A 24,364-nucleotide genomic window follows, 5' to 3' on the forward strand; every position below is an offset into this window, starting at 1 on the left:
CTAAAAACCCATAGTAGTAAGATTGCTTCGTGCCTCGCAATAACGACTTTTAAATTTATCTCCGTTTTAACACCTCAAAAGTATAATCGTATTTATTCTTTTCATCTGCCTTGTGAGGGTCGGAACTAACTAAATCCCATTCATCCCTATCAATCGCAGGGAAAAAAGTATCCGCATCAAATATGTGGTGTATGGTGGTTAAATATAATGTATCTGTTTTCGGTAAAGCCTGACGATAAATTTCAGCACCACCAACGATGAAAACCGGCTTTTCTTCATTTTTGGTAATCTCCAGAGCCTCATCCAAGCTATTTACTACTTCAACACCATCGATTTTTAAAGAAGAATCTCGAGTGATCACAATATTCCTACGGTTTGGCAAAGGCCTGCCAACAGAATCAAATGTCTTGCGACCCATCACAACCGTATGGCCAGAAGTGGTCTGTTTAAAAAACTTTAAATCAGCAGGCATGTGCCATAAAAGCTGGTTGTTTTTACCGATTGCGAAGTTTTCGCCAACGGCAACGGCTATGGAAAGCGTAGGGCTTTTTGGTTCATTAGTCATTAGTTTCCTTTGTTTAAAAGTGACGATGGAACTTTCTTAAGGTTGCAGTTTCACTAGTTTAATGAGATTGCTTCGTCGTTCCTCCTCGCAATGACGACGGTCGGAGCGTCATTGCGAACTGAAGCGTGGATATGCGGGCGGGGGTGAAGCAATCTGATTTTTACGCCCCTTAATTTATCCAATTTGCTTTTAGCTCCCCCTTAAGGGGGCTGGGGGGTTACACCGCTACAATTCCTTTAATATGCGGATGCGCCTCGTAATTCTCCAAAGTAAAATCTTCAAACTTAAAATCGAAAATGCTTTTAACTTCAGGATTAATTTTCATTGTGGGCAGTGGTTTTGGTTCTCTGCTTAATTGTAGGTGAGCCTGCTCGATGTGGTTGTTATATAAATGCGCATCGCCTAAAGTATGTACGAAATCGCCAGCCTCTAAACCGCAAACCTGTGCAACCATCATTGTTAACAAAGCATAAGATGCAATATTAAAAGGAACACCCAAGAAAATATCAGCACTGCGTTGATACAATTGGCAGCTTAATTTACCGTCTGCAACATAAAATTGAAAGAAAGCATGACAAGGAGGTAGCGCCATATTCTCAATCTCCGCAACATTCCAAGCCGAAACAATAATTCTACGGGAATCAGGATTATTTTTTATCGTGTTGATAATATTAGTAATCTGGTCGATGTGTTGTCCATCAGGTGTTGGCCAACTTCTCCATTGCGAACCGTAAACAGGACCTAAGTCCCCATCTTCATCAGCCCATTCATCCCAAATGCGAACGCCATTATCTTTCAAGTATTTGATATTGGTATCGCCAGTTAAAAACCAAATTAATTCGTGGATGATAGATTTTAAATGCAGTTTCTTCGTCGTAACCATCGGAAAACCCTCTTGCAAGTTAAAACGCATTTGATAGCCGAAAACGCTGATGGTTCCTGTTCCTGTTCGGTCGTGTTTTTGTGCGCCGTTATCCAGCACATGCTGCATTAAATCTAAATATTGTTTCATAAATCCCTAATCCCGATAAATCGGGACTTCCCATTTTAAATAATTAATTACAAATATGTAAAAAATCTTAATCCAGAAATCTTTTAGTTTTCTACATTAATGGATTTTTAAACAAGCCTGACTTTTGTATGTTTGCATCAGCACTGTATTTGACTTTGAGGGGGAAATCTCAAATCTCAAATCTCAAATCTCAAATCCGAATGTTATCCTTTCCAAACGCAAAAATAAACCTGGGTTTAAATATTACCGAAAAACGTAGCGATGGTTACCACAACCTCGAAACGGTTTTTTACCGGATTAATATCAAAGATTCGGTTGAGATTACGGATGCTGAATTTACTTCATGTAAAATCCATGGTATTGATATTCCTGGTGATGCGAATGACAATTTGTGCATAAAGGCATATAATCTGGTTAAGCAAGATTTTGATATTCCTGCGCAGCAGATTAATTTATTGAAAAATATTCCCGTAGGCGCAGGTCTCGGCGGAGGTTCTGCAGATTGCGCTTTCCTCATCAAATTATTAAATGATAAATTCAGTTTGGGTTTATCTGTAAAAGAAATGGAAGATTATGCCCGTCAGCTGGGTGCTGATTGTGCTTTCTTCATAGAAAACAAACCTGTTTATGCTTTTAATAAAGGCGATGAATTTGAAAAATGCGAAGTTGATTTGTCAGCCTGGTTTAAAGTTTTGATTAAACCGCCTGTACACGTGAGTACGGCCGATGCTTATGCCCTTGTAAAACCTCAAAAGCCTTTGCAATCCTTAAAAGAAATCATACATTTGTCGCCAACAACATGGAAAAATAAGGTTATCAACGATTTCGAGCCATCGGTATTCGCAAAGTATCCCCAAATTCATCAAATAAAAACCAGTTTATACGATGCAGGCGCAACATTCGCTTTAATGAGTGGTAGCGGTTCGTCGGTTTTTGCAATTTTTAACGAACCCGTTAAACTGCCTGAACTGGAAAAAAACAACTTAGTATTCTACAACATTTAGATTGCTTAGCGCATGGCGTTTGGAGCATAGATGTGGAGGATATTGGAGAATTTAATTTATATGGTTAGTTGAAAGTCTTAATGCTCGATACTAGCTTAATACTAATAATAATTTAAACGACTTGTACTCCCTCCCCTCTGGGGAGGGTTGGGGAGGGGCTAAAATGAATATAAATCTTATCCGCAAAAGCGGAAAATTTAATTTCGAGGCAGAAAATGAGAGCGGTTTTACTGTCGAATTAGATGCAAAAGCTGCTATTGGTGGCGAGGGCAAAGGTTTCAGACCAATGGAGATGCTATTGGTTGGCCTTGGTGGATGCAGCGGAATCGACATGGTAAATGTGTTGACCAAACAAAAAGAACCGCTCGACGATATCAAAATCGCGATTAACGCTACTCGTAAAGACGAAGAAATGCCGCCAATTTTTGATGAAATTGAGATTCATTTCGATTTATATGGCAATTTAAGCACAGCAAAAGTAGAACGTGCCTTAGCAATGACTTTCGATAAATACTGCTCCGTGTCGAATATTTTAGGTCGCTCTGCAAAAATTAATTTTACTTATAAAATAAATAAGGTTTAAGGTAAAAGGTTTAGGGCTTAAGGTCTGGAATCTCACATCACAAATCTCAATACTCATATCACAAAACAAAATGAAATCCGAAAATTTTGAAACCATAGCGATACGCACTCAAGTTGAACGCAGTTTGCACAAAGAACATTCTTCACCAATTTATTTAACATCGAGTTATAAGTTTGATGATGCAGAAGAAATGCGTGCCCTTTTTGCAAACGAAAAAGAGGGAAATGTTTATAGTCGTTATGCAAATCCAAGCACATCAGAATTTATTGAAAAAATGTGCCTTTTGGAGGGCGCTGAAGATGGTTTTGCCACTGCAACAGGCATGGCGGCTATTTTTACCACGTTCGGTGCTTTCCTAAAAAATGGCGACCATATTGTTTCAAGTCGTTCGGTTTTTGGCTCAACGCATCAATTATTAACCAATGTTTTTTCAAAATGGGGGGTAACTTTCGATTACGCTGATTTAGATAAACCAGAAGATTGGGAGGGTTTGATTAAGCCGAATACCAAAATGATTTTCGTTGAAACGCCGTCAAATCCTGGTATCGATATTATTGACTTGGAATTTTTGGGCGATTTGGCTAAAAAACATAATCAACTTTTAGTGGTTGATAACTGTTTCGCAACGCCTTATTTGCAGCAACCAATTGCATTGGGCGCTCATATTTCTATTCACTCGGCCACAAAATACATCGACGGACAAGGTCGCGTTTTAGGCGGTATAATTTTAGGTTCAAAAGCGTTAATTACCGAGGTAATGAATTTCGCCCGTCACAGTGGGCCATCATTATCGCCTTTTAATGCTTGGATTTTATCAAAAAGCTTAGAAACGCTGGCCGTTCGTATGGACCGCCATTGCGAAAATGCCTTAAAAGTTGCCGAATACATGGAGAAACATCCAAAAATTAAATTGGTAAAATATCCTTTCTTGCCATCGCATCCGCAGTATGAAATTGCTAAAAAGCAAATGAAACAAGGTGGCGGAGTAGTAACTGTTGTTGTTGAGGGGGGAGTTGCTGGTGCCAGCAAATTTATGGATGGACTGAAAATGTTTTCTATCTCGGCAAACTTAGCCGATACACGCTCTATCGCTACGCATCCTGCAACGAGCACACATAGTAAATTAACCGAAGAGGAACGCAATATTGTTGGTATTGAGCAGGGTTCGGTTCGTTTATCAATCGGTTTGGAACACATCAATGATATTTTGGCTGATATTGAACAGGCGTTAAACACCCTATAGTCCCAAAAGGGAATTGCAGGCGAGGCGGAAAAGCAATTTTTGTTTTTCCGCCTCGCTTTTTTTTGCTCTATAAGTTTTGAAAATCTTTTAATCCATAAATCCTGCTCTTTCTTACCCTACATCAATGCACAGGTTTAAAACCTGCAGTAAATTTGTATCATAAACAAGAAAGGAAATTTATGTCACAGTTTATTTTGCACAAAGAAAACACCAGGGGCCATGCAAATCATGGTTGGTTAAACGCTCACCACTCATTCAGCTTTGCTAACTATTACAATCCTGAAAGAATGCACTTTGGAGTTTTAAGGGTTTTAAATGATGACTTGATTGATGGTGGAATGGGCTTTGGCTCACATCCACACGATAATATGGAAATCATCACGATTCCATTAGCCGGAGCCATTGCGCACAAAGATAGCATGGGAAATTCTGCGGTAATTAAAAGCGGAGAAATCCAGGTGATGAGCGCCGGAACAGGTGTGAGTCATAGCGAATTTAACGCCTTGGCAGATGAGCAATTGAATTTATTGCAAATTTGGTTGTTCCCAAACAAGAAAAATGTTACGCCACGTTACGACCAGCAAGCTTTAAATGTTGAGGCCATGCACAACAACTTTCAGCAAATTTTATCGCCAAGTGCAGATGATGCTGGTGTTTGGATTCAGCAAGATGCATGGTTCTCGTTAGGGAAATTTGATGCCGGATTTGAAACTGAATACAAAATCAAAAAAGCTGGAAACGGTGTTTATGCTTTCGTCATCAGCGGAGAGGTTACCATCGATGGACAAACTTTAAGCAAAAGAGATGGTTTAGGTATCTGGGATACGGATAGCATCAGTTTTAAAGCGAATACAGCAGATGCTGAAGTGTTGTTGATGGATATTCCGATGGAATTGAATTAATAAATCTTGATTTTTACCAAACCTCGTAGGTTTTTAAAACCTACGAGGTTTATATTTTAATTTGTCCTAGCCGGACAGGCTCTTTTCTTTTGGCATCAAAAGAAACAAAAATGTCGGCTTAAAATTTTTCTATTGAAGTTAGTGCTTAGGATTTGCCTGTACTTGCCGAAAAATTTGTCAGGCCGATTTGAGTGGAACGAAGATTTAGTGCTTTGGCCTTGCCGGAAGGAAATCCAAATCTTAAACCCAATTTAATATTAATGTATATGCAAATTACCATACTTTATATCGGCAGAGATCCAGAAATTACGATCGTGATGAACCGCCTGCTTAATGCCCGACCAGAATGGAAAGGCATTTGTGTTTGTACTGATGAAGAAGCGATGTCAATTTTAAAAGCCCAACATGTTGATTTGGTTCTTTTGGGTAATGGTATTAATCCCAATTGTGAAAAAGCGCTTAGAGAGAATGTAAATGTGCTAAAACCCAAAATTAAAATCATTCAGCATTACGGTGGTGGAAGTGGATTGCTTTATGGCGAAATCATGACTGCATTAGGTTAAATTTATAATCTTTGACAACTTTAATAGCACAAGAGAAAGGAAAGTTGTCAAAACTAAAACAACATCCCGTAGATGTTTTAGGCGTCTCGCTAAGCTAACTCAAATAGTAGCAGTTTCCTTGCTTTTTAAACGGGACTGCAGCGGTATCCTTTTAAAATTAGCAGAAACTTTGTTCACGCTGTCATTCTGAGGCACGAAGAATCTGCCTCCGATGAAACAGATACTTCGTGCCTCAGTATGACAGAAGCATTATAAAAGATTTAGCGGAAAGCCCGACTAACCTTTAATCGAAGTTCAGGTTTTGCTTTCCAAAGAAATATCCAGAAAATCCAACAATCTTAGGAAATGTAATCTCTGTCTTCATCGCTCAATTCCTTTTTATTAGAAACTGGTTGTTGTTTTTCAATCTCATCATCGTAGCTGCTCACTGTTTTTCTTGGTCGGCCAACGATGAAGCCAATGATAAAACCGATAACTACACAAACTCCTATGACTAAAAGTTTAGATACTGCAACTGATGTAACCAGGAAATCGAAATCGACCGGCTCGGTATTTACCATTAAAAATATGGTTAATAATGCGGTTAGGATGATAATGGAAATGGTTTTAGCGCTCATTGGTTTAAAAGCTATAGTTAAATGAAAACTCTAATATCGGATTTTGATTGTAAATTTTGTTAACAAAAACCAATCTCGCTCCGACATCAACAACAGGTTGATACCTCAAAATGTTTAAACTACTGTTCAATTCTACGCCGTAAGTTTTTGGCTCACCGATATTCGTATCTAAACCAATGTTTTCATAATGGCAAAATAAACCAGCCCTGAAATTGCGTACATAAGCTAACGAACTTAACTCCCAATCGGGAAATGCGAATGGGAAACGATAATTGAAAAGCATACTGTTTTGTAATTTGCTTTTCGCTAAAATGTTGTTGTAGCCATACACGGTGGCAATTTCTGTTGCATATTGGTTTACACCACTCGCTTTTTGGTAATTGAAACTCGCCAAAAAGGAATGGTTTTTCGCAAAGCCAGGGAAATAAAGGAAACTCTCTAAAGCCAAAATTTCGCCGCCAAGGTTTTTATCGAAAGGTTGGTGGTTGTAGGTCGCCCTTAAAACCTGTGCCCATTTTGGAGCGATGTCTCTTTCGGTGGTTCTTACACTATGATTGAAAGTGAAATTATATTCCATCGGGAATTTTAGCTCGCGAATGAAGTTGGTAGGCATGTTCTCTGGCAGGTAACGTTTCGTAAAACTTGTCGCCGCATTTAGCGTAAAAGCGTAGGTGTTATTTCTGGCATTAAACGAAAGCGGAACCGATGCATTCAGCTTGATATAGTTCTCTCGCCAATCACCTTGCTGAATCGCATTTTTAGCTCGATAGAACGTTCGTTTTGGTCGGTTGCGATATGTTAGGCTCAAAACAGGGTAAAGCGCCTTATAGCTAATATCGGCTGTGTATTCGAAACGCTTTAAATCTCGGTGGTATTTTGCCCCTGTGTAAAAATCCATCGTGTTCAATAAATTGTTCGATTGAAGCTCCATCCCAAAAACATATTCGTCATCAATTACCGGAATAATGCTGTGGAAACTAAATAAATTTAAGCCTTGACGAAAACGCTTAGATTGAAAAATACTGTCTGGGATATTCTCGAAAACATTACCTGTATTTTCCTGCTTTTCTGCTGCAGAAGAAAAATCTACAAAAGCATTTTCGCCTATTGATTTTTCTGCGATAGCTTGCTCTGCAATTTCATATCCATTGATTTTATAATCGTTGAAAATGATTTTACCATCTTCTGTTTCCGTCGGATTAAAAGCGCCATATTTGGAACTGCTCAGTGCACTGATTTTTTTAGAAGTAATGTCGATACTGTAAATGTTATCGATGCCGTTGAAGTGTGCATTGATAACAATTTTATCACCTAGAAAAATTGGACGGCTCAACTGTTGTCTGCTGTTCGAAATGAGTCGCGTTTTTTTATCGCCCTCCATCAACCATAAATTTTTTCCTTTCTCGCTTACGCCAATGTAAGCAATACGATTTCCAGTTTTATCGAAACTCGGAGTTTGTAGAATTTCATTTTCCGGGTTGGGATAAGTTTTCAAAATCATACCAGATGATGCATCAATTTCTACCAAGTTAAATTGGTTATTAAGTTCAACTTTTACAGCTACGATTTTCTTCCCATCATCCGCCAGGCTAGGGGAGAAGAGGCGACTTTGGCTACTCAATTTTTTGAATTTTTTAGTCTTTAAATTGTACGAACAAATTACGCTGTAGCTTCGCTGTTTGTAACGTGGGTCGTAGCGAATTTCATCCCAAACTAAAACATCATTTTTATAGCTGAACCAAGGTTGTTCTTGGTAGCCAACTCCGAATAATTTTCGCTCTGATTTATCATTGTTGATGATAACAAAATATCGAGCATCTTGCTTACTTTCTTTAAGGGCTAAAATCTGATTTTTGTTTAACCGAACAGGAAGAAAATAATTGGTTGCTAGCGATGTTTTTTTGTTCAGACTTTCATAATTTTCCGTTTGAATTTTTGCTCCCTGTGCTTTCCATTTTTCTGCTAATTTTTCTTGGGTGGAGAGGAAATATTTTTTGGTGTTTTCTCTCGTGAATTTTTTCAAGCTTTGTGAAAATGGGTAAAGCCTTACTGGCCTTTTTCTAATGTCGCCAAGCAGACTGTCGGAAATGAACTGTCCGTATTTTTCTTTCATGTTGGCTACCATCAAATAACCGGTTTGATAGTAGCCAGGAGTTACATCTTTGTTCGACCCGAAATACGCTTTGCTATATGAGAATTTTTTACCCTCCAAAATCGAAGTCCGAAATGGCATGATCCAATTTGGCTGGCGACCTCGGCCCGACTCGGTCAAAGCGGTCTCGTTTACCACGGCATCTCCCTCGAAAAACCATGTGGGTATGCCGGCTCCAAAATAGGCGAAGTAGAGCAGCTCAGGGAACGGGTGTGCCTGTGTTCCTGTCAATTTGTCAAACTGTGCAATGTGTCGAAGTTCATGAACAGCGAGGTTATTCAACCAATCTTGACTATCGAAATATTGAGGCGGTGTTGCATAGAATTCAGACTTCTTTGGAGCGAGCTGAACAAAGCCGTTTGCAAGGGTTCCGCGGTTCTGCAGTAGGAGGGGAATGGAAGTGTTTTGCTGCCTTAAACCTAGTCCGATTTTAGGGTAGATAAAGGGTAGGGTATTGGCCATTCTTTGCGCCTCTTTTTCCAGTTCTTGTGGATAGATGATTTTAAAGCCTGCAGATTGAATGTAGTTCCATTTTACACTAAGTGGGTTTTGTGTAGTGCTGAAAATTTGCCCAAAAACTGATAGTGAAACAAAACTTAATGTAAACGTACTTAAGTATATGATAAATAGTTTTTTATTTGCTTTAATTAAATTCATGTAAATCTAATGCTAATATATTTAGTTTTGTTGACTTTTGTATGGTTGATTATTATGTATTTTTAATTTATGTAAATAACCATAAGTTATTGATTTTTAAAATAATATGTTAGTTATATAAAATGAGTTTATTAATAATTAAGTGATTTAATTAAGTAATAATTAAATCTAAAATCAACTCATTTTCGAAATTATATTACTTCCTTTTTTACCCTCTTAATTTACACTTATTAATCGATTTTCTTCGAAAATTTTTTGGATGATTTTGAATTTTGCATACAAATTTTGGATTTGAATACGCTTTGCTTTAGAATAAAATAGCTAATTTTTTGGCTGCTTTTATATTCATTTAGTTCCATTTTGACTTGGAGTTTTATCTAAATATTAATAGTGATTCACATGATAGAATTTGGAAAAGTACTGGATTATTTAGACTGAAAATTCTAACTTTTCAACACGATTACGCTAGGTTTTTAACACTAATCGTTGATGTTTAGTTTCCATCATATTTGGAGCAGAATATTAAATTGCTGACTAAATGTCTGAATGTGAATCATCTTTTCCTTGATCTTTTAAATCTGGAGCTGTTCTCAAATCTACTCATTATCACAAATCGAAACAGTTTATAAGTGCGGATGAACATCCATATTTTGATCAGGTTCTCTCTGATTAAAACTCATATTTCTATTAAATATGAGTTGATTTTCTTCCAAAATTCGATCCACATTTTTGGAAAGATGTATGTTTTTCTACCCGTTTTGTACGGAAAAACCCATAAAAAATAGGTTCATAACTGCATTTCCTTGCCATATTTAACTGGAACGGCTAATTATTACTGTTTTAAATGATAATGGCTTTTGTTTTGTATATTATTGTTAATCAGTAGTTTATAATGTGTGTTGCTACTTTCTGTATTCTTAGAGAATTGTGGCCTTTTAGCACGTTTGATTGTAACTGATATGATTTTAATTGGTCATTTGGAATTTAGTTGTAGCGTAGCGAACATCAAAATCCCACAAAAATTAATAATTTGTTAAGGCTTTTTCTATGAAAAAATGCTAGGTTTATTAGTGAGTAAAACTTAAAAATCCATTGTTACTTTTACTTGAAGGAAAGAGAGCCATCTCTCATTCTAAGCCTAAAATTGTTGCCTTTTTAAGGGTTTATTTATAAGATCTAGGTTATTCAAAAGCTTATATTTAAAGCCGTAATTTGCCAGCTTTTGCCCCTGTTTCACAAGCTGCTAAAGCTATTCCTAAACGTGAAAAATTATAAATGAGATGAGTGGTTTTTGCTGAAGAATTAATGCATTTACTATTGCTTGCTTTGTCTCTTTTTATAGATTGGATATAGGAATATTGAGCTTAAAATAATCAAAGCGCCGATGTAGAATCCACCTGTCATTTGCTCTTTATCTTTAAAGAAAAAGTAGGCCAGAATGATGCCGTATACAGGTTCTAAATTCGTTATAAGTGCTACGCGAAATGCTGATAAAGTTCGCATTACAGATACGCCGGCTACATACGCAACCGAGGTACAAAGTGTTCCTAAAATGCCGATGTAGAACCAATCTTTTCCGCTTAAATTAAATGAAGAACCGAGAAGTGATCCATCATAAAAACGGTATAAGGTAATCCAGAAAAGCCCGCCAACTAACTCATAAAACCCAATGATTGATGGCTCGCTTTTTTGTACAAGAGTAGAATTTATGGTAGAGAATAAGCTAGAGGCTACAGCTGCAGACAGTCCTAAAATTATGCCCAGCGTGTATTTTGTTTCAAATTTAAAAATCAAATAAATCCCTACAATAATTAGTAAACCAACTAAAATGTCTCCTATTTGGATAGGCTGTTTTTTAATTAATGGTTCTAAAATTGCAGTAAATAGTGTGAATGAGGATAGGCAAACTAAGGTTACGGAAACTGTAGAAACTTTAATCGCATAAAAGAAAAGTATCCAATGAATGGCCACAATTCCACCCGTTAAAAAGAACTGAAAGAATTGTTTTCTTGAAATTTTAATACTCTTTTTTGTAATTAAAAACCAAGCTAAGAGTGTTGATGTAGCAATCAAAACCCTATACCAAACAAGTGGAACTGCATCAATAGAAATCACCTTTCCAAGTACTCCGGTAAAGCCCCAAATCAAAACTGTAAAATGTAAAATCAGAAGGTTTTTTTTTGTTGCTTCCATTATTTTGGAGCTTTTCTAAGTAGGTAGAATCCAAGTAAACCAAAAAAGATTGTTGGCATCACTACTGCGAAAAAAGGAGGTAGTCCACCCTTTGTAGAGAACATTTGTGTAAACTGATTAAATACGATATAAGCAAAGCTAATGAATATGCCAATGCCTAATGATACGCCTACGCCACCACGAACCTTACGCGATGATAAGGCAACGCCAATTAGCGTTAATACAAAGGCTGATAGTGGGTGAAAGTAGCGTTTGTATTGCTCAAACTCTAGGTCGTTCATAATACCTGTGCCCCTTATCTTTTCCTTTCTAATCTTCTCAGAAAGTTCTTTTGTGGTTAAATTCTGAACAACATTATCGTAGGCAGAAAAATCATCCGGACGCATATCTAAAATGGTATCCTTAACTTTTCCATTACCATAAATCATGGTTTCTTTTAAACCATCAATTTTTCGGATAGACCAAGAGTTAAGCTGCCACTTTCTTTTAACGGAATCCCATTTTATGTTCTCTGCGATGATCTTTTTGGTAAGCACATCGCCATTAAAATTATCAAGCGAGAACCTATATCCGGAGTTTGTTTTATTGTCGAAATTATCAATATAAATGTAAGTCTTGTCATCTAATTTCATGTGGATGTTTGACTTTGTTGATGGATCGCTACGCTTTACATAAGTGTTTTCAAAACTGTTTTTTAACGTATTGGTATAAGGCAGAATATACAAGTTCGATACCAAATTAGCGGAGAAAATAATTGTCGCAGAAATAAAATACGGCCATAAAAATCGATTAAAACTTACTCCTCCGCTCAAGATCGGCACAATTTCTGTTTGATCGGCCATTTTAGCGGTAAAGAAAATTACAGCAATAAAATTAATTAAGGGAGAAAGCATGTTAACATAGAATGGAATAGAGCCTGCATAATAGTTCGCTAAAATGCCCCAAAAGCTTAAGCCACTTTTCATAAAGTCATCCATCTTTTCAGATAAATCAAACACAACGATTATGATCACGAAAATAGCCAAGGTGTAAACAAACGTACCCAGGTATTTACCAATAATATATCGATCGATAATTTTTATGTTTCCCTTTATGATATTCATTTTATAGCTTATTGCCCAATATTTTAACCATTTTGTTCTTCCATTCGTAAAATTCTCCCGACACTATTTTTTCTCTGGCTTCTTTTACCAACCAGATGTAAAAGTGTAGGTTATGTAAGGTGGCAATTTGTGCGCCAAGCATTTCTTTGCTATGAACTAAATGCCTTAAATACGCCTTGCTAGTCACCAAATCGGCGTGCAAATCACTTTCAGCATCCAAAGGAGAAAAATCATTTTCCCATTTCTTATTTCTAATATTGATGATGCCATTTCTAGTGAATAACATGCCATTTCTAGCATTTCTGGTTGGCATTACGCAATCAAACATGTCAACGCCCAGAGCAATGTTTTCTAAAAGGTTAATTGGTGTACCAACACCCATTAAATAACGTGGTTTTTCGTAAGGTAATATATCGCACACAATTTCCGTCATTGCATACATTTCTTCGGCAGGCTCTCCAACTGATAAACCGCCAATTGCATTACCTTCACGGTTCATGCTGGCGATAAATTCTGCCGATTTAATCCTTAAATCTTTATAAACAGAACCCTGAACGATAGGAAAAAGCGTTTGATCAAAACCATATTTCGGTTGCGTAGTATCGAATCTGGTGCAGCAGCGTTTTAGCCAACGATGAGTCATTTTGATTGATTCAGCAGCGTAGGTATAGTCGCATGGATATGGCGTACATTCATCAAAGGCCATAATGATATCTGCACCAATGGTACGTTGAATGTCCATTGCATATTCTGGTGTGAAAAGGTGTTTCGAGCCATCAATATGCGAACGAAAGGTTACTCCTTCCTCCTTGATTTTACGAACCTTACTTAAAGAATACACTTGATAACCTCCGCTATCTGTTAAAATAGGGCGATCCCATCCGATGAATTTATGTAATCCACCAGCTTTCTCTAAAATATCTAGTCCTGGTCTTAAATATAAGTGATAGGTATTTCCTAAAATGATTTTTGCATCAATATCATCCTTAAGTTCACGCTGATGCACGGCTTTAACCGTTCCAGCTGTGCCTACGGGCATAAAAATTGGGGTTTGTATTTCGCCATGGGCAGTTGTTACTGTTCCGGCTCTGGCTTTAGATAGTGGATCGTTAGCCTGTAAACTAAATTTCATCTGTTTTTATATATTTCCTCCACTGTAAGATGGAGCTTACTATCATCAAAATCTTTTTAACAAGATACTAATTGTTATTTTGATGATAGCCTGTTTATAAGGTGTTTTTTCTCGTCAAAAATCTGCCAAAAATAGCAAAAATTGAGGGCATATTTTTGTTTAATTTTTTATCAACATAAAAGTGTATTACAGATTAAAAATCAGAAATTTGCGCCTATTTATTTTATCATCGTGATATTAACTACACTTGAAATTATTCTGCTTTCTATTCTGGCATTTTGCCTTTTGGTGCAGCTATATTATGTCTTATTTGTCCATTTAAAATTAGCAAATACCGCGATAGAGGAAATTCCAGCCTTGGCTCGGAAACCGATAAGTGTTATTGTTTGTGCTCGAAATGAAATTGCAAATCTCGATCAATTCCTGCCAACTTTAATGACTCAAAACTATCCGGGGTTTGAGGTTGTGGTTGTTAATGATCGCTCGTGGGATGGTACGGAGGAGTTTTTAGAGCAGAAAGCTAAAAAGTACAGCAATTTAAAAGTAGTTAAAATTTTAGATAACGATAAGTTTTTAGCGGGGAAGAAATTTGCTGTAACGATGGGAATAAAGGCATCCAAATACGATTGGTTGGTTTTTACTGATGCGGATTGTGTACCATCTTCGGAAAATTGGTTGATGGATATGCAACAATCTGAAAATGAGGAAACTGAAATAATTTTAGGATATTCTCCTTATTCGAAAAAACGTGGATTGCTCAATGCACTGATTCGTTTCGAAACATTTTTCACTGCCGTGAATTATCTTTCTTTTGCCTTAAAAGGAATGCCTTACATGGGGGTTGGTCGCAACATGGCATATAAAAAAGCTTTATTTTTTAAGAATAAAGGCTTTGCTGCCCACATGCACATCCCATCTGGCGATGATGATTTGTTTGTGAACGCACATGCTAATAAATATAATACTGAAATAAGATTACATCAAGACAGCCATGTTTGGAGTGAGCCTAATCGCACATGGGTTGCTTACCTTAAGCAAAAAAAACGCCATTTTGGCGCTGGAAAGCTATATAAATCAAAGCACAAATTTATTTTGAGCTTACAAATAATAGTTCAGTTTCTATTTTATGGATTCTTTGCAGGTTGCCTGTTTTTAAGTAGAGATGCCCAATACATCGCTGGCGGAATTCTTTTGTTGAGTATTATAATAAGATCTTTTATATATCCAAAATTGTTGAAACGACTAAACTGCGGCGATTTACGTTGGTGGTTCCCGATTTTAGATATACTTTTGTTTTTATTTTTAACCTTTAACGGATTTTTAGGCTTGTTCAGCAAGAAAAAAGTAAGTTGGAAATAAGTTATAATCTTTAAGAATTACAATATGTCTGAAGTTAAACCCGATATCGTTTTAAAATATTTCCCCGATTTAACAGCGAAACAGATTGATCAATTTTCTCAGTTGTTTGATCTATATAGCTTTTGGAACGCTCAAATCAATGTAATTTCGAGAAAAGATATTGAAGAATTGTACGAACGCCACGTTTTACATTCGTTGGGAATAGCAAAAGTTTGCAATTTTAAAGCTGGAGAATCTGTTCTAGATGTTGGAACTGGCGGAGGTTTTCCTGGTATTCCATTAGCCATTTTGTTCCCAGAAACTGAATTTCATTTGGTTGATTCTATCGGAAAAAAGATAAAAGTGGTTAAGGAAGTGGCGTCTGCCTTAGGTTTAGAAAACTTAAAAGCTGATCATTTAAGGGCAGAGCAAGTTAAAGAAAAATTCAACTTTGTGGTGTCGAGAGCGGTTACTCGTCTTGGAGAATTTTACCCTTGGATTCAAGGAAAATTTAAGAAAGACTCATTAAATGCAATTCCAAATGGAATTCTTTACTTAAAGGGCGGCGATTTGGCAGAGGAGATCAAGGAATCAAAACTGAAAGCAGAATTATATCCGCTATCAGCTTATTTTGAGGAGGCCTTTTTTGAGACCAAGTACGTGGTTTATGTGCCGCAATAATTAGTTTTTCATAATCATTTTATCTTTAAGGGAGAGTTGTAAACCAGTTTGTTTATCTATACTTTTCACGACTTCTAAAACAGCGTTTGCCGCATCGCTGAAAAACTGTTTCGTAATGGTAGAATATTCATCTGTTGCTTTGTGGTAATCTTTATGATCTTCTACGCCAAAGTATAGAAAGGGGATATTCTTAGCGTTGAAAGCACCTTGGTCGCTTTGATTTGTCCAATCATCATGACCAAGTTTAGGGTCATCGTGACCTAAAATAACTTTGATATCTTTCCTTGTGGTATCTACATATTTTTTCAAATTTGGATATTTGAACGTGCCTGCTACGTAAAGTTCACCTTTATCGCTGTGGCTAATCATATCCATATTTAAATTTACAGCTATTGTATTGATATTTACGGGCGGATTAGCGACAAACGCCTTTGCGCCCTGTAAACCCATTTCTTCGGCATCAAATGAAGCAAATATGATGGTGTTGTTTGGTTTATTCTTGGCAAAGTAAGCCGCGATTTTCATTAATCCTGCAGTTCCTGATGCGTTATCGTCTGCTCCGTTGAAAACTTCATCCTTTACAACCCCAAGATGGTCGTAATGCGCTGAAACTACAATTACGTTTGTGCCTTTGCCCTGAATGTAGCCAATTATATTCGTGCCGTTTACTTTTGTACCGCCTCTAGCATTGAAAGTAAATTCTTGTGCATAATTAACATTTTGAGGATAAGATTTTAAGCCTAATTTTTGAAATCGCTCAATAATGTATGCCCTTGCCATTTCAGCGCCTTTAGTGCCAGTTTTTCTGCCTTGATACGCATCAGAAGATAATACTTCCACATCTTTTAAAAGTTGGGTATCTAATTTTCCTGAGCCTGTTGTTGTTTGATTTTTGACTGATGAACAGCAGCTTAGCATGATGGCTAAGGGAATGATATATAGGATTTTCATGTTTAAATTGAATTGCTACCAAAGTAGCTTTAGGATATTTGTATAAAGTTTAAATTTTTCATCAGCAGATAATAGTGTAGCTTCATTTTGTATTGCTGAAGAAATTAATAACCTGTCAAATGGGTCACGATGTTCGTTTAATAACGGAATATTTCCATAATTAAATATTGATGAATTTTCTATTGGTATAAAAGTAAAACCATCTATTAGAGCTTGATGATAAATGTCCTCAACAGTAATGTCGAAATGAATTAACTTACCTAATGATTGTTTTATTGAGATTTCAAAAAGGTGGTTTAATGGCATTACATATAATCCTTTAAATCATCTAAAGGTTCATTAAAATCATCAGGCAAAGTTACTTTTCCTTTAAAAGCACCAGGAATTCTTTTCGAAGCCTTAGGTTTTTCATCTGTTAAAAAAGTAACAATAACATCAGTTTTTGATTGTACCAGTGCTTTTTCTTTTAAGGTAATTTTCCCTTTTTCGTAATATCCTTTTACTGTAGCTAACATATTGTGACTGCTTATCACAAATATACGTTTTTCGTTATGTTATTTAACGTTGTTTGCTGTGGTGTATTACAGCTTTGACAACTTTCTTGCTGTAGCACTATTAAAGTTGTCAAAGCTCATAATTTATAAAAGGTTCGCTTTAAGCTTTGGTCTTTCAGCTTTTTACTTTTCACCATATAAGGCATTTGAGAAAATATAAGCTCATAGTTTATCCATTGGGTTTTTCGCTTTAAGCTGTGGTCTTTAGTCTTTCAGCTTTTTACTTTCCGAATTTAAACCTTCTACCTTTTTGACTATGCCGCCACTTCTCTTAAATCTACTGCTACAACTCTCGAAACGCCTTGTTCTACCATGGTAACGCCATAAATAATATCGGTGCTGGCGATGGTGCGTTTGTTATGCGATACGATAATAAACTGCGATTGATCGGAAAATTTGCGGATAATGTTATTAAATTTATCAATGTTGGTGTCATCCAATGGCGCATCAACCTCATCGAAAATACAGAACGGAGCAGGTTTCAAAAGGTAAAGTGAAAATAATAAGGCAGTGGCGGTGAGCGTTTTCTCTCCACCTGATAACTGATTGATAGACAATGGTCTTTTGCCTTTCGGACGAGCAATAATATCAATATCGGCTTCTAGTGGATTGTTTACATCTGATAAAATTAAATCGCAGCTGTCCTCTTCATTAAAAAGCGAACGGAAAACCACGATGAAATGTTCACGGGCCTTTGTAAAAGCCTGCATAAACTTATCTTTTGCGGTATCATCAATCTCTTTAATCGTTTGCAAAAGGTCGGTTTTGGCAGCGTTAAGGTCTTTTTTCTGATTTTGAATAAAAGTGTAACGCTCTTCCATTTCTTGGAAAGCCTCCATTGCCATAGAATTAATGGCGCCAAATTCATCCAGCTGGCGCTTCATTTTTTCTACTTTTTGGCGAATTTCAAATTCACTTTCTAAAGCTTCAATTTCTGTCTCGTTTTCTAAAAGGTCGTTAATATCGATGTTAAATTCAACCGCTAAACGTTCTTTCAACGAGTTTAAATCTATTTTTAAGGTATTCTTTTTATCCTTAATTTCAGTCAATAGGAAATCAGTTTCTTCACGATTTTTACGGATAAGTGTTATATTATTCTCCAGCTCATTGATGGTGCCTTTGCTTTCGAAATATTCCTTTTCTACATCAGCAAGCCCTTTTTCTAGCTCTTCGCGTTGCTGATACATCTCTAAAAGCGTATCATCGCTTAAATCGGTATGCTGCAAAGTGGCTGTAATTTGAGTCAAAGTTTCTTGGAGTTCCTTGTCATTTTGAGTAATTCGCTTATCCAAAGCTTCCTCTTGTACGAAACGATAATCTAAATCTTTTTCTAAACCCGCTAACTTGTTTTGTTGCTGATGGAAACGAATATTATCCTGATTGTATTTTCCTGCCGATTCATTAACCTGATCGGCCAGTTCTTGATAATTCAATTGCTGTTCTTGTAGGTTAACGTGGTCTTGCTGTTGCTTTTTCTGCAATTCCACCAAAGCAGGAAGTTTTTCAGATAAAGATTTTTCTATCGAAATAATTTTCTGGGCGATATCGGTTTTACGATTTTCACTGGTCGTAATAAACTCCTGATATTGGTCGCGACGCGTTTGAACAGAAATTTGCTCATTAATAAAGCGATTCAATTCTTGTTGCAAAGTATTAATCTGATTGATTTTTGATGCTTCTTTCAGATTAAAAATATTATCAGTTTCTGCCGAAATCGTTGAAGTATATTGATTAATCAGTGAATCTGAAGCCTTGATTTCTTTCGCTAAATTTTCGAGGTTTTTAGCACGACCAATTCTTTTTCCCTCAAATAACCCAACAGAACCACCTGCTAAAGTGAATTTCGTTTGCGCATATTTTCCGTTTTTAGCGAGAATAGTTAAGCTTTCCGTTGGAGTTTCCTTGAAAATATTTTCTTGTTCAGCAATGGCGATATACACATTTTGCAAGAGCAAATTGCAAAGATGCTGGTACTTTTTATCAACCTCAGTAACAGATAAAGCAGAAATTAAGCCCTCATGGGTGGCGAGAAAAGGGTTTTTATCAGGAACGTTTTCCAGAATAAAAAAGTTCGCTCGCCCACGACTTGCGTCCGTTAAAAGGTTAATTGCTTGCACAGCATCAGCATATTTATCTACCACATAATGATTCATTACGGGCTCCAAATAATTTTCAATGGCGATTCGGTAATCCTCATTACAGAATAAAATATCAGAAAGAAGTAAAGCGCTTTTGGCAAAAGCATTATTCTTTTTAAGGAAACGAATCGATTCAGGAAAGCCCTCCAAGCTATCTACAAGAGATTTGGTAAGGTTGTATTCATTCTGCTTCGCATCTTTTTTACGATTTTCGGCAGTCAGTTTTTCTTTATTTGAACTTAAATTTACTTCTGATTCTGCCAATTTCTCTTTCAAGATTTCCTCAGCTCCTTTTAGTTGTTTAATATTGGTCTGCTTCTCCAAAACCTGAATATCCAATTCAGCCAAAGCATTATCAAATGCCTTTAATTCTGATGTTTTGGTTTCGGTGTCATCAACGTTTCTGTTGGTTTCCTGGACCAAGGCATCCTTTTGAATGTTTAAAATATCGATTTCCTTTTGCGATTGATAAACCTGATTTTGCAAATCATTGACTGACTTTACCAAGTTATCAACTCTATTCTTTTCAGTTTGTTGTTGCTCACGAAGTGTGTCCAGCGATAATTTCAAGGCTTTCAAATCAGATTCTACTTTATTGAAAACATCGGTTTCAGTTAAAACTTCTTCGTTTAAACGCTTGATGTTGTATTTAATGTGGTTAACCTGATTCTTATCTTTCTCTAATTCGCCCGATAAACGGGTTTCCTTTTCCTGTAGAAAACGCATTTGTTCGTTCTTCACTTTCTTCTCGCTTTCGTAAGCTCTGATTTTCGAAACCAGTTCATTCGTAGCTTTTTGTTGGATAGAAAGGTTTTTCTCCTGATTGATGCTACCCAGTTTAAGTTTTTGTAATTCAGCTTCTTGGGTATCAATTTTAGTGCTTAATTCTGTTCTATTTATTTGCTGGCTTTGTTCTTGGGTTTCCAGCGCATTTAAATCAGTACGGAAAAAGGCGATTCGATGAGTTGCTAATTGAACACTTAATTCGCGGTACTGCTCTTTCAGCTTGTAATAGCGCTCTGCTTTACGGGCTTGATTTTCAAGTGTTTTTAGGTTCTTTTCTATTTCAAAAAGCAAATCTTCCACACGCTCTAAATCAGCTTCTGTATCTTTTAACTTATTAAAGGTCTGTTTCTTACGTAGTTTGTATTTCGAAATTCCCGAGGCTTCTTCAAACAACGAACGGCGACTATGTTCCTTATTGGTAATAATTTCATCAACCATTTTCAGCTCGATAATCGAATAACTATCCGAGCCAATTCCGGTATCAAGAAATAAATCCGTAATATCCTTTAAACGGCATTGAACATCGTTTAAGCGATATTCGCTGTCGCCATTTCGGTACAATTTTCTGGTAACGGTAACCTGCGAATATTCTGTAGGAAGAATGTTTTTGGTGTTATCGAAGCTTAAAGAAACCTCGGCCAGTTGGGCTTGCTTACGGTTTTTAGTCCCATTGAAGATGATGTTTTCCATCTTTTCAGAACGTAAGGCTTTGGTACTTTGCTCGCCCAAAACCCAACGCATGGCATCAATTACATTCGATTTTCCGCAACCATTCGGACCAACAATAGCCGTTACTCCCTCATTAAAATTGATGGTCACTTTATCACCAAAGCTTTTAAATCCTTTAATTTCTAATCGAGTAAGTTGCATGGTTTGTAATCGGGAGAACCGAATCCAATATTAAGGATTATTTCGGGGTTTTTCAAACTAAGATGTGGAATTTAAACGTTAACCACCCCTCAACTTAAGGGAAAATTAGTATCGATTTTAGAAGTGAACGATCAGCATATTTTGGCAGGCTGCAGCCCTGCTTTTCGTTTCAATTTTTTGTTGCTGTCATCCTGAGCCTGTCGAAGGAGCATCAAAAAGATTTCCACTCCAATCAGGCTTATTAACAAAGGTCTGTTCCATGCAGAACGACCAATCAAATCGTTAAAATTCCCTTTCTGCTCCAACATTTTCGGCATAAGCTTGTTAGTAAAGAAACTTAAAAATAGCTTATGGCTGAACAACACCTTTATCAAACAGGAATAATAGGAAATTGTGCATTTATAGCGCATGTAAATAAAAACACAGATATATCCTGGCTTTGCTGGCCTCGTTTCGATAGCCCTTTCGTTTTCGGGAGTTTATTGGATAAGAAAAAAGGCGGCGAATTTTCAATTTTGCCACAGGGAGAATATACTTCTACTCAATATTATATCGAAAATACCAATGTTTTAAGAACGGAAATAACTGCAGAAGATGGCAAGTATAGAATTACAGATTTTGCTCCACGATTTCATCTTTATGAGCGTTATTTCAAGCCTCTAATGCTCATCCGTAAAATCGAACCTTTGGAGGGTAGCCCGAGAATTACGGTGAAATGCGATCCAGTTTATGATTATGGACATGGCAAAATGCGTTCCAGCCAAGGAAGCAATCACATCGATTATATTGGCGCCGATGAAAATATACAATTGAGTACTGATGTATCCCTAAATTATATTTTGGATGAGAAAGATTTCGTACTTAACGAACCAAAATACCTCATCTTAACTTATGGCTACAACTTAGAGGCACCAATTAAAACCACCGCCGAAAACTTTTTAAGAGATACTGTAGCTTATTGGAGGAGATGGATCAAACATTCATCAATTGCGGGTTTCTACCAACCTTTTGTAATTCGTTCGGCCTTGGTTTTAAAAATCCACCAATATGAAGATACAGGTGCGATAATCGCTGCAAGTACAACGAGTTTACCAGAATCACCTGGTAGTACCAGAAACTGGGATTACCGATATTGTTGGCTTAGAGATTCATTTTATGTACTTACCTCATTAAATCACATTGGCCATTTTGAGGAAATGGAAAAGTATTTTAACTATTTATCCGATATTTCCATTGCTGAAGATGAACGTTATCAACCACTTTATGGCATTGGTGGAGAAAGGGTAATTACAGAATCTACACTCGACCACTTAGAAGGTTATGCCGGCGAAAAGCCCATTAGGATAGGAAACCAGGCTTATGAGCATATCCAAAATGATATATATGGTCAGGTTTTAATCTCTATGCTTCCACTTTATACTGATCATCGTTTTGTATTTTCGGAGCGTAGTGATTCTATAAAATGGATTGAAGGTGTACTTTCTAAAATTGAGAGAACAATTGATGAAAAGGACGCCGGAATTTGGGAGTTCAGAAATATAGCGAATGTACATTGCTACAGTAATTTATTCCAATGGGCAGGTGCAAATGCGGCGTTAAAAATGGCCAAAACTATTGGAAATAAGGATTTTGAGGATAGGGCACAGATTTTAATTAATAAAGCTGCAGCTCATATTGAGGCTTGTTACGATCCCGTAAAACAAGTTTACACCAATGCGATTGGTAGTCCGCATTTAGATGCGAGCACTTTGCAATTAATTGTGATGAATTATTTAGACCCTGCATCAGATAGGGCGAAAAATCATTTAATTGCTTTAGAGAAAGAGTTAAAAACCGAAGATGGCCTATTTTATAGGTACATTCACGAAGATGACTTTGGTAAACCAAAAACTACATTTTTAATTTGCGCTTTTTGGTATGTGGAGGCTTTGGCTTGTGTGGGTAGAATAGATGATGCAATTAAAGAATTTGAAAATATTATCAAATACTGTAATCATTTGCTGCTGTTTAGTGAGGATGTTGATGCGAAAACGGGAAGTCAGTGGGGTAATTTTCCACAAGCATATAGCCATGTAGGATTGATGAATGCCGCTTATCGCATTGCGATTAAGTTGGATAGACCAGTTTTTTTATAGCATTTGTCCTAATTGTTTTTCGAGCTGTCGCATTGAGCTTGTCGAAATGTTTAGAATACCAACGTCTTTTCGACTGAGGCGCAGCGGAATGGATAAATCTTTGAACTGTGGATTTTCGGTTCAAAGATTTCTCGGCTTCGCTCGAAATGGCGGTTTTTTTGAATCATCCTATAATGCATTTGTCGAAATGTTATAAAAAACTCTTCGACAAACTCAGAATGACAAATCACACGAAGATTAAATGCGTATTATTTTGTTTCGATTCGTGAGGACACGAACCGAGGCGTGAGCATTTGTCCTAATTTTTCCCGCAGACTACGAAGATCTACGCTGATCAAATTAGCGATAATCCTCTTAATCTACGGGATTGTTTTTCGGTTTGTCACATTGAGCTTGTCGAAATGTTCAGATTACCAACATCTTTTCGACTGAAGCGCAGCGGAATGGAGAAATCTTTGAACTGTGGATTTTCGGTTCAAAGATTTCTCGGCTTCGCTCGAAATGACGGTTTTTTTGAATCATCCTATAATGCATTTGTCGAAATGTTTTAAAAAACTCTTCGACAAACTCAGAATGACAAATCACACGAAGATTATGTCTATTATTTTATTTCGAGTCGTGAGGACACGAACCGAAGCGTGAGCATTTGTCCTAATTTTTCCCGCAGACTACGAAGATCTACGCTGATCAAATCAGCGATAATCTTCTTAATCTGCGGGATTTTTTTCGAGCTGTCTCATCGAGCTTGTTGAAATGTTCAGATTACCAACGTCTTTTCGACTGAGGCGCAGCGGAATGGAGAAATCTTTGAACTGTGGATTTTCGGTTCAAAGATTTCTCGGCTTCACTCGAAATGACGGTTTTTTTTAATCATCCTATAATGCATTTGTATGCAGCCTATAAAGTGCATATTTGATTATCCACCTATATTTTTAAAGTTCTGTGGATACAGGTCCTTAATTTTCTTGTGGTTTATTGACATTATATTTTCCAGTGTGTATTTAAGCCACTTGTATGGATTCACCTGATGCTTCTTGCAGATCGCAAAGAAAGAATAGATCATTGCTGATCTTTGCGCTGCTTCGTGGCTTCCGGCGAAGAGATAGTTTTTCCTGCCCAGGCTCACCGGTCTTATTGCATTTTCTACCAGGTTGTTGTCGATTTGAAGGCTGCCATCATAAAGGT

Annotated in this window: 20 protein-coding genes; 8 read left to right on the forward strand and 12 right to left on the reverse strand. The window is 36.9% G+C overall.

The window, feature by feature from the left end:
- Positions 1-55: 55 nt before the first annotated feature.
- Positions 56-565: a dihydrofolate reductase gene (locus tag EZ449_RS17600; RefSeq protein ID WP_131561311.1), complete on the reverse strand. Its 510-nt coding sequence runs from the start codon at positions 563-565 to the stop codon at positions 56-58.
- Positions 566-782: 217 nt separating this feature from the next.
- Positions 783-1,577: a thymidylate synthase gene (locus tag EZ449_RS17605; protein WP_131561313.1), complete on the reverse strand. Its 795-nt coding sequence runs from the start codon at positions 1,575-1,577 to the stop codon at positions 783-785.
- A 200-nt stretch (positions 1,578-1,777) separates the two neighbouring features.
- On the opposite strand from EZ449_RS17605, the gene ispE reads away from it, so the two are divergent.
- The 5 genes from ispE to EZ449_RS17630 all read left to right on the forward strand — a co-directional run bounded on the left by ispE (position 1,778) and on the right by EZ449_RS17630 (position 5,872).
- Positions 1,778-2,581, forward strand: coding sequence for a 4-(cytidine 5'-diphospho)-2-C-methyl-D-erythritol kinase (gene ispE / locus EZ449_RS17610; protein ID WP_131561315.1), 804 nt, complete (start codon positions 1,778-1,780; stop codon positions 2,579-2,581).
- A gap of 163 nt (positions 2,582-2,744) precedes the next feature.
- On the forward strand, positions 2,745-3,164 hold the full coding sequence (locus EZ449_RS17615; RefSeq protein WP_131561317.1) for an OsmC family protein: 420 nt from the start codon (positions 2,745-2,747) through the stop codon (positions 3,162-3,164).
- Between the two features lie 70 nt (positions 3,165-3,234).
- Positions 3,235-4,407: a trans-sulfuration enzyme family protein gene (locus EZ449_RS17620; protein ID WP_131561319.1), complete on the forward strand. Its 1,173-nt coding sequence runs from the start codon at positions 3,235-3,237 to the stop codon at positions 4,405-4,407.
- Between the two features lie 179 nt (positions 4,408-4,586).
- On the forward strand, positions 4,587-5,309 hold the full coding sequence (locus tag EZ449_RS17625) for a pirin family protein (RefSeq protein WP_131561321.1): 723 nt from the start codon (positions 4,587-4,589) through the stop codon (positions 5,307-5,309).
- A gap of 266 nt (positions 5,310-5,575) precedes the next feature.
- On the forward strand, positions 5,576-5,872 hold the full coding sequence (locus EZ449_RS17630) for a response regulator (protein ID WP_131561323.1): 297 nt from the start codon (positions 5,576-5,578) through the stop codon (positions 5,870-5,872).
- 338 nt (positions 5,873-6,210) lie between these two features.
- On the opposite strand, the gene EZ449_RS17635 is transcribed toward EZ449_RS17630, so the two are convergent.
- The 5 genes from EZ449_RS17635 to tgt all read right to left on the reverse strand — a co-directional run bounded on the left by EZ449_RS17635 (position 6,211) and on the right by tgt (position 13,726).
- A complete protein-coding gene (locus EZ449_RS17635; protein ID WP_131561325.1) occupies positions 6,211-6,489 on the reverse strand; it encodes a lipopolysaccharide assembly protein LapA domain-containing protein in 279 nt (92 codons plus the stop codon).
- A 4-nt stretch (positions 6,490-6,493) separates the two neighbouring features.
- Positions 6,494-9,298, reverse strand: a complete 2,805-nt coding sequence (locus EZ449_RS17640) for a TolB-like translocation protein (protein WP_131561327.1) — start codon at positions 9,296-9,298, stop codon at positions 6,494-6,496.
- Positions 9,299-10,612: 1,314 nt separating this feature from the next.
- On the reverse strand, positions 10,613-11,491 hold the full coding sequence (locus tag EZ449_RS17645) for a DMT family transporter (protein WP_131561330.1): 879 nt from the start codon (positions 11,489-11,491) through the stop codon (positions 10,613-10,615).
- The gene (locus EZ449_RS17650; RefSeq protein WP_131561332.1) at positions 11,491-12,594 is read right to left on the reverse strand and encodes an LptF/LptG family permease; all 1,104 of its coding nucleotides are present in this window, start codon (positions 12,592-12,594) and stop codon (positions 11,491-11,493) included. The genes EZ449_RS17645 and EZ449_RS17650 overlap by 1 nt, the downstream gene beginning before the upstream one ends.
- A gap of 1 nt (position 12,595) precedes the next feature.
- Positions 12,596-13,726, reverse strand: a complete 1,131-nt coding sequence (tgt, locus tag EZ449_RS17655) for a tRNA guanosine(34) transglycosylase Tgt (protein ID WP_131561334.1) — start codon at positions 13,724-13,726, stop codon at positions 12,596-12,598.
- Between the two features lie 231 nt (positions 13,727-13,957).
- Here tgt and EZ449_RS17660 point away from each other — a divergent pair, with 231 nt between their 5' ends.
- Positions 13,958-15,085 (forward strand): glycosyltransferase, encoded by a 1,128-nt coding sequence (locus tag EZ449_RS17660; protein ID WP_225872359.1) that lies wholly within the window; start codon positions 13,958-13,960, stop codon positions 15,083-15,085.
- A gap of 24 nt (positions 15,086-15,109) precedes the next feature.
- Positions 15,110-15,745, forward strand: a complete 636-nt coding sequence (gene rsmG, locus EZ449_RS17665; protein ID WP_131561336.1) for a 16S rRNA (guanine(527)-N(7))-methyltransferase RsmG — start codon at positions 15,110-15,112, stop codon at positions 15,743-15,745.
- On the opposite strand, the gene EZ449_RS17670 is transcribed toward rsmG, so the two are convergent.
- From EZ449_RS17670 to smc, 4 genes are all read right to left on the reverse strand, one after another.
- Positions 15,746-16,696, reverse strand: coding sequence for a M28 family peptidase (locus EZ449_RS17670; RefSeq protein WP_131561338.1), 951 nt, complete (start codon positions 16,694-16,696; stop codon positions 15,746-15,748). It abuts the gene before it with no gap.
- Positions 16,697-16,711: 15 nt separating this feature from the next.
- Complete coding sequence (locus EZ449_RS17675; RefSeq protein ID WP_131561341.1) at positions 16,712-17,002, reverse strand: type II toxin-antitoxin system VapC family toxin; 291 nt, start codon at positions 17,000-17,002, stop codon at positions 16,712-16,714.
- On the reverse strand, positions 17,002-17,211 hold the full coding sequence (locus EZ449_RS17680) for a DUF2281 domain-containing protein (RefSeq protein WP_131561343.1): 210 nt from the start codon (positions 17,209-17,211) through the stop codon (positions 17,002-17,004). Before EZ449_RS17680 ends, EZ449_RS17675 begins: the two co-directional genes overlap by 1 nt.
- Before the next feature lie 293 nt (positions 17,212-17,504).
- Entirely contained in the window at positions 17,505-21,044 is a 3,540-nt protein-coding gene (gene smc, locus EZ449_RS17685) for a chromosome segregation protein SMC (RefSeq protein ID WP_131561345.1), read from the reverse strand.
- 350 nt (positions 21,045-21,394) lie between these two features.
- Between smc and EZ449_RS17690 the strand changes: the two genes are divergently transcribed.
- The gene (locus EZ449_RS17690; protein WP_131561347.1) at positions 21,395-23,179 is read left to right on the forward strand and encodes a glycoside hydrolase family 15 protein; all 1,785 of its coding nucleotides are present in this window, start codon (positions 21,395-21,397) and stop codon (positions 23,177-23,179) included.
- Positions 23,180-24,095: 916 nt separating this feature from the next.
- Here the strand turns inward: EZ449_RS17690 and EZ449_RS17695 are convergent.
- A partial coding sequence (locus EZ449_RS17695; RefSeq protein WP_131561350.1) for an IS66 family transposase occupies positions 24,096-24,364 on the reverse strand: 269 nt, incomplete at its 5' end.

The sequence above is a fragment of the Pedobacter frigidisoli genome (assembly GCF_004331675.1).
Lineage (GTDB): Bacteria > Bacteroidota > Bacteroidia > Sphingobacteriales > Sphingobacteriaceae > Pedobacter > Pedobacter frigidisoli.

Excerpts from the sequence above, each read along its gene's own strand:
- EZ449_RS17600 (WP_131561311.1), bottom strand. The coding sequence starts at position 565 with ATGACTAATGAACCAAAAAGCCCTACGCTTTCCATAGCCGTTGCCGTT.
- EZ449_RS17605 (WP_131561313.1), bottom strand. The coding sequence starts at position 1,577 with ATGAAACAATATTTAGATTTAATGCAGCATGTGCTGGATAACGGCGCA.
- ispE (WP_131561315.1), top strand. The coding sequence starts at position 1,778 with ATGTTATCCTTTCCAAACGCAAAAATAAACCTGGGTTTAAATATTACC.
- EZ449_RS17615 (WP_131561317.1), top strand. The coding sequence starts at position 2,745 with ATGAATATAAATCTTATCCGCAAAAGCGGAAAATTTAATTTCGAGGCA.
- EZ449_RS17620 (WP_131561319.1), top strand. The coding sequence starts at position 3,235 with ATGAAATCCGAAAATTTTGAAACCATAGCGATACGCACTCAAGTTGAA.
- EZ449_RS17625 (WP_131561321.1), top strand. The coding sequence starts at position 4,587 with ATGTCACAGTTTATTTTGCACAAAGAAAACACCAGGGGCCATGCAAAT.
- EZ449_RS17630 (WP_131561323.1), top strand. The coding sequence starts at position 5,576 with ATGCAAATTACCATACTTTATATCGGCAGAGATCCAGAAATTACGATC.
- EZ449_RS17635 (WP_131561325.1), bottom strand. The coding sequence starts at position 6,489 with ATGAGCGCTAAAACCATTTCCATTATCATCCTAACCGCATTATTAACC.
- EZ449_RS17640 (WP_131561327.1), bottom strand. The coding sequence starts at position 9,298 with ATGAATTTAATTAAAGCAAATAAAAAACTATTTATCATATACTTAAGT.
- EZ449_RS17645 (WP_131561330.1), bottom strand. The coding sequence starts at position 11,491 with ATGGAAGCAACAAAAAAAAACCTTCTGATTTTACATTTTACAGTTTTG.
- EZ449_RS17650 (WP_131561332.1), bottom strand. The coding sequence starts at position 12,594 with ATGAATATCATAAAGGGAAACATAAAAATTATCGATCGATATATTATT.
- tgt (WP_131561334.1), bottom strand. The coding sequence starts at position 13,726 with ATGAAATTTAGTTTACAGGCTAACGATCCACTATCTAAAGCCAGAGCC.
- rsmG (WP_131561336.1), top strand. The coding sequence starts at position 15,110 with ATGTCTGAAGTTAAACCCGATATCGTTTTAAAATATTTCCCCGATTTA.
- EZ449_RS17670 (WP_131561338.1), bottom strand. The coding sequence starts at position 16,696 with ATGAAAATCCTATATATCATTCCCTTAGCCATCATGCTAAGCTGCTGT.
- EZ449_RS17675 (WP_131561341.1), bottom strand. The coding sequence starts at position 17,002 with ATGCCATTAAACCACCTTTTTGAAATCTCAATAAAACAATCATTAGGT.
- EZ449_RS17680 (WP_131561343.1), bottom strand. The coding sequence starts at position 17,211 with ATGTTAGCTACAGTAAAAGGATATTACGAAAAAGGGAAAATTACCTTA.
- smc (WP_131561345.1), bottom strand. The coding sequence starts at position 21,044 with ATGCAACTTACTCGATTAGAAATTAAAGGATTTAAAAGCTTTGGTGAT.
- EZ449_RS17690 (WP_131561347.1), top strand. The coding sequence starts at position 21,395 with ATGGCTGAACAACACCTTTATCAAACAGGAATAATAGGAAATTGTGCA.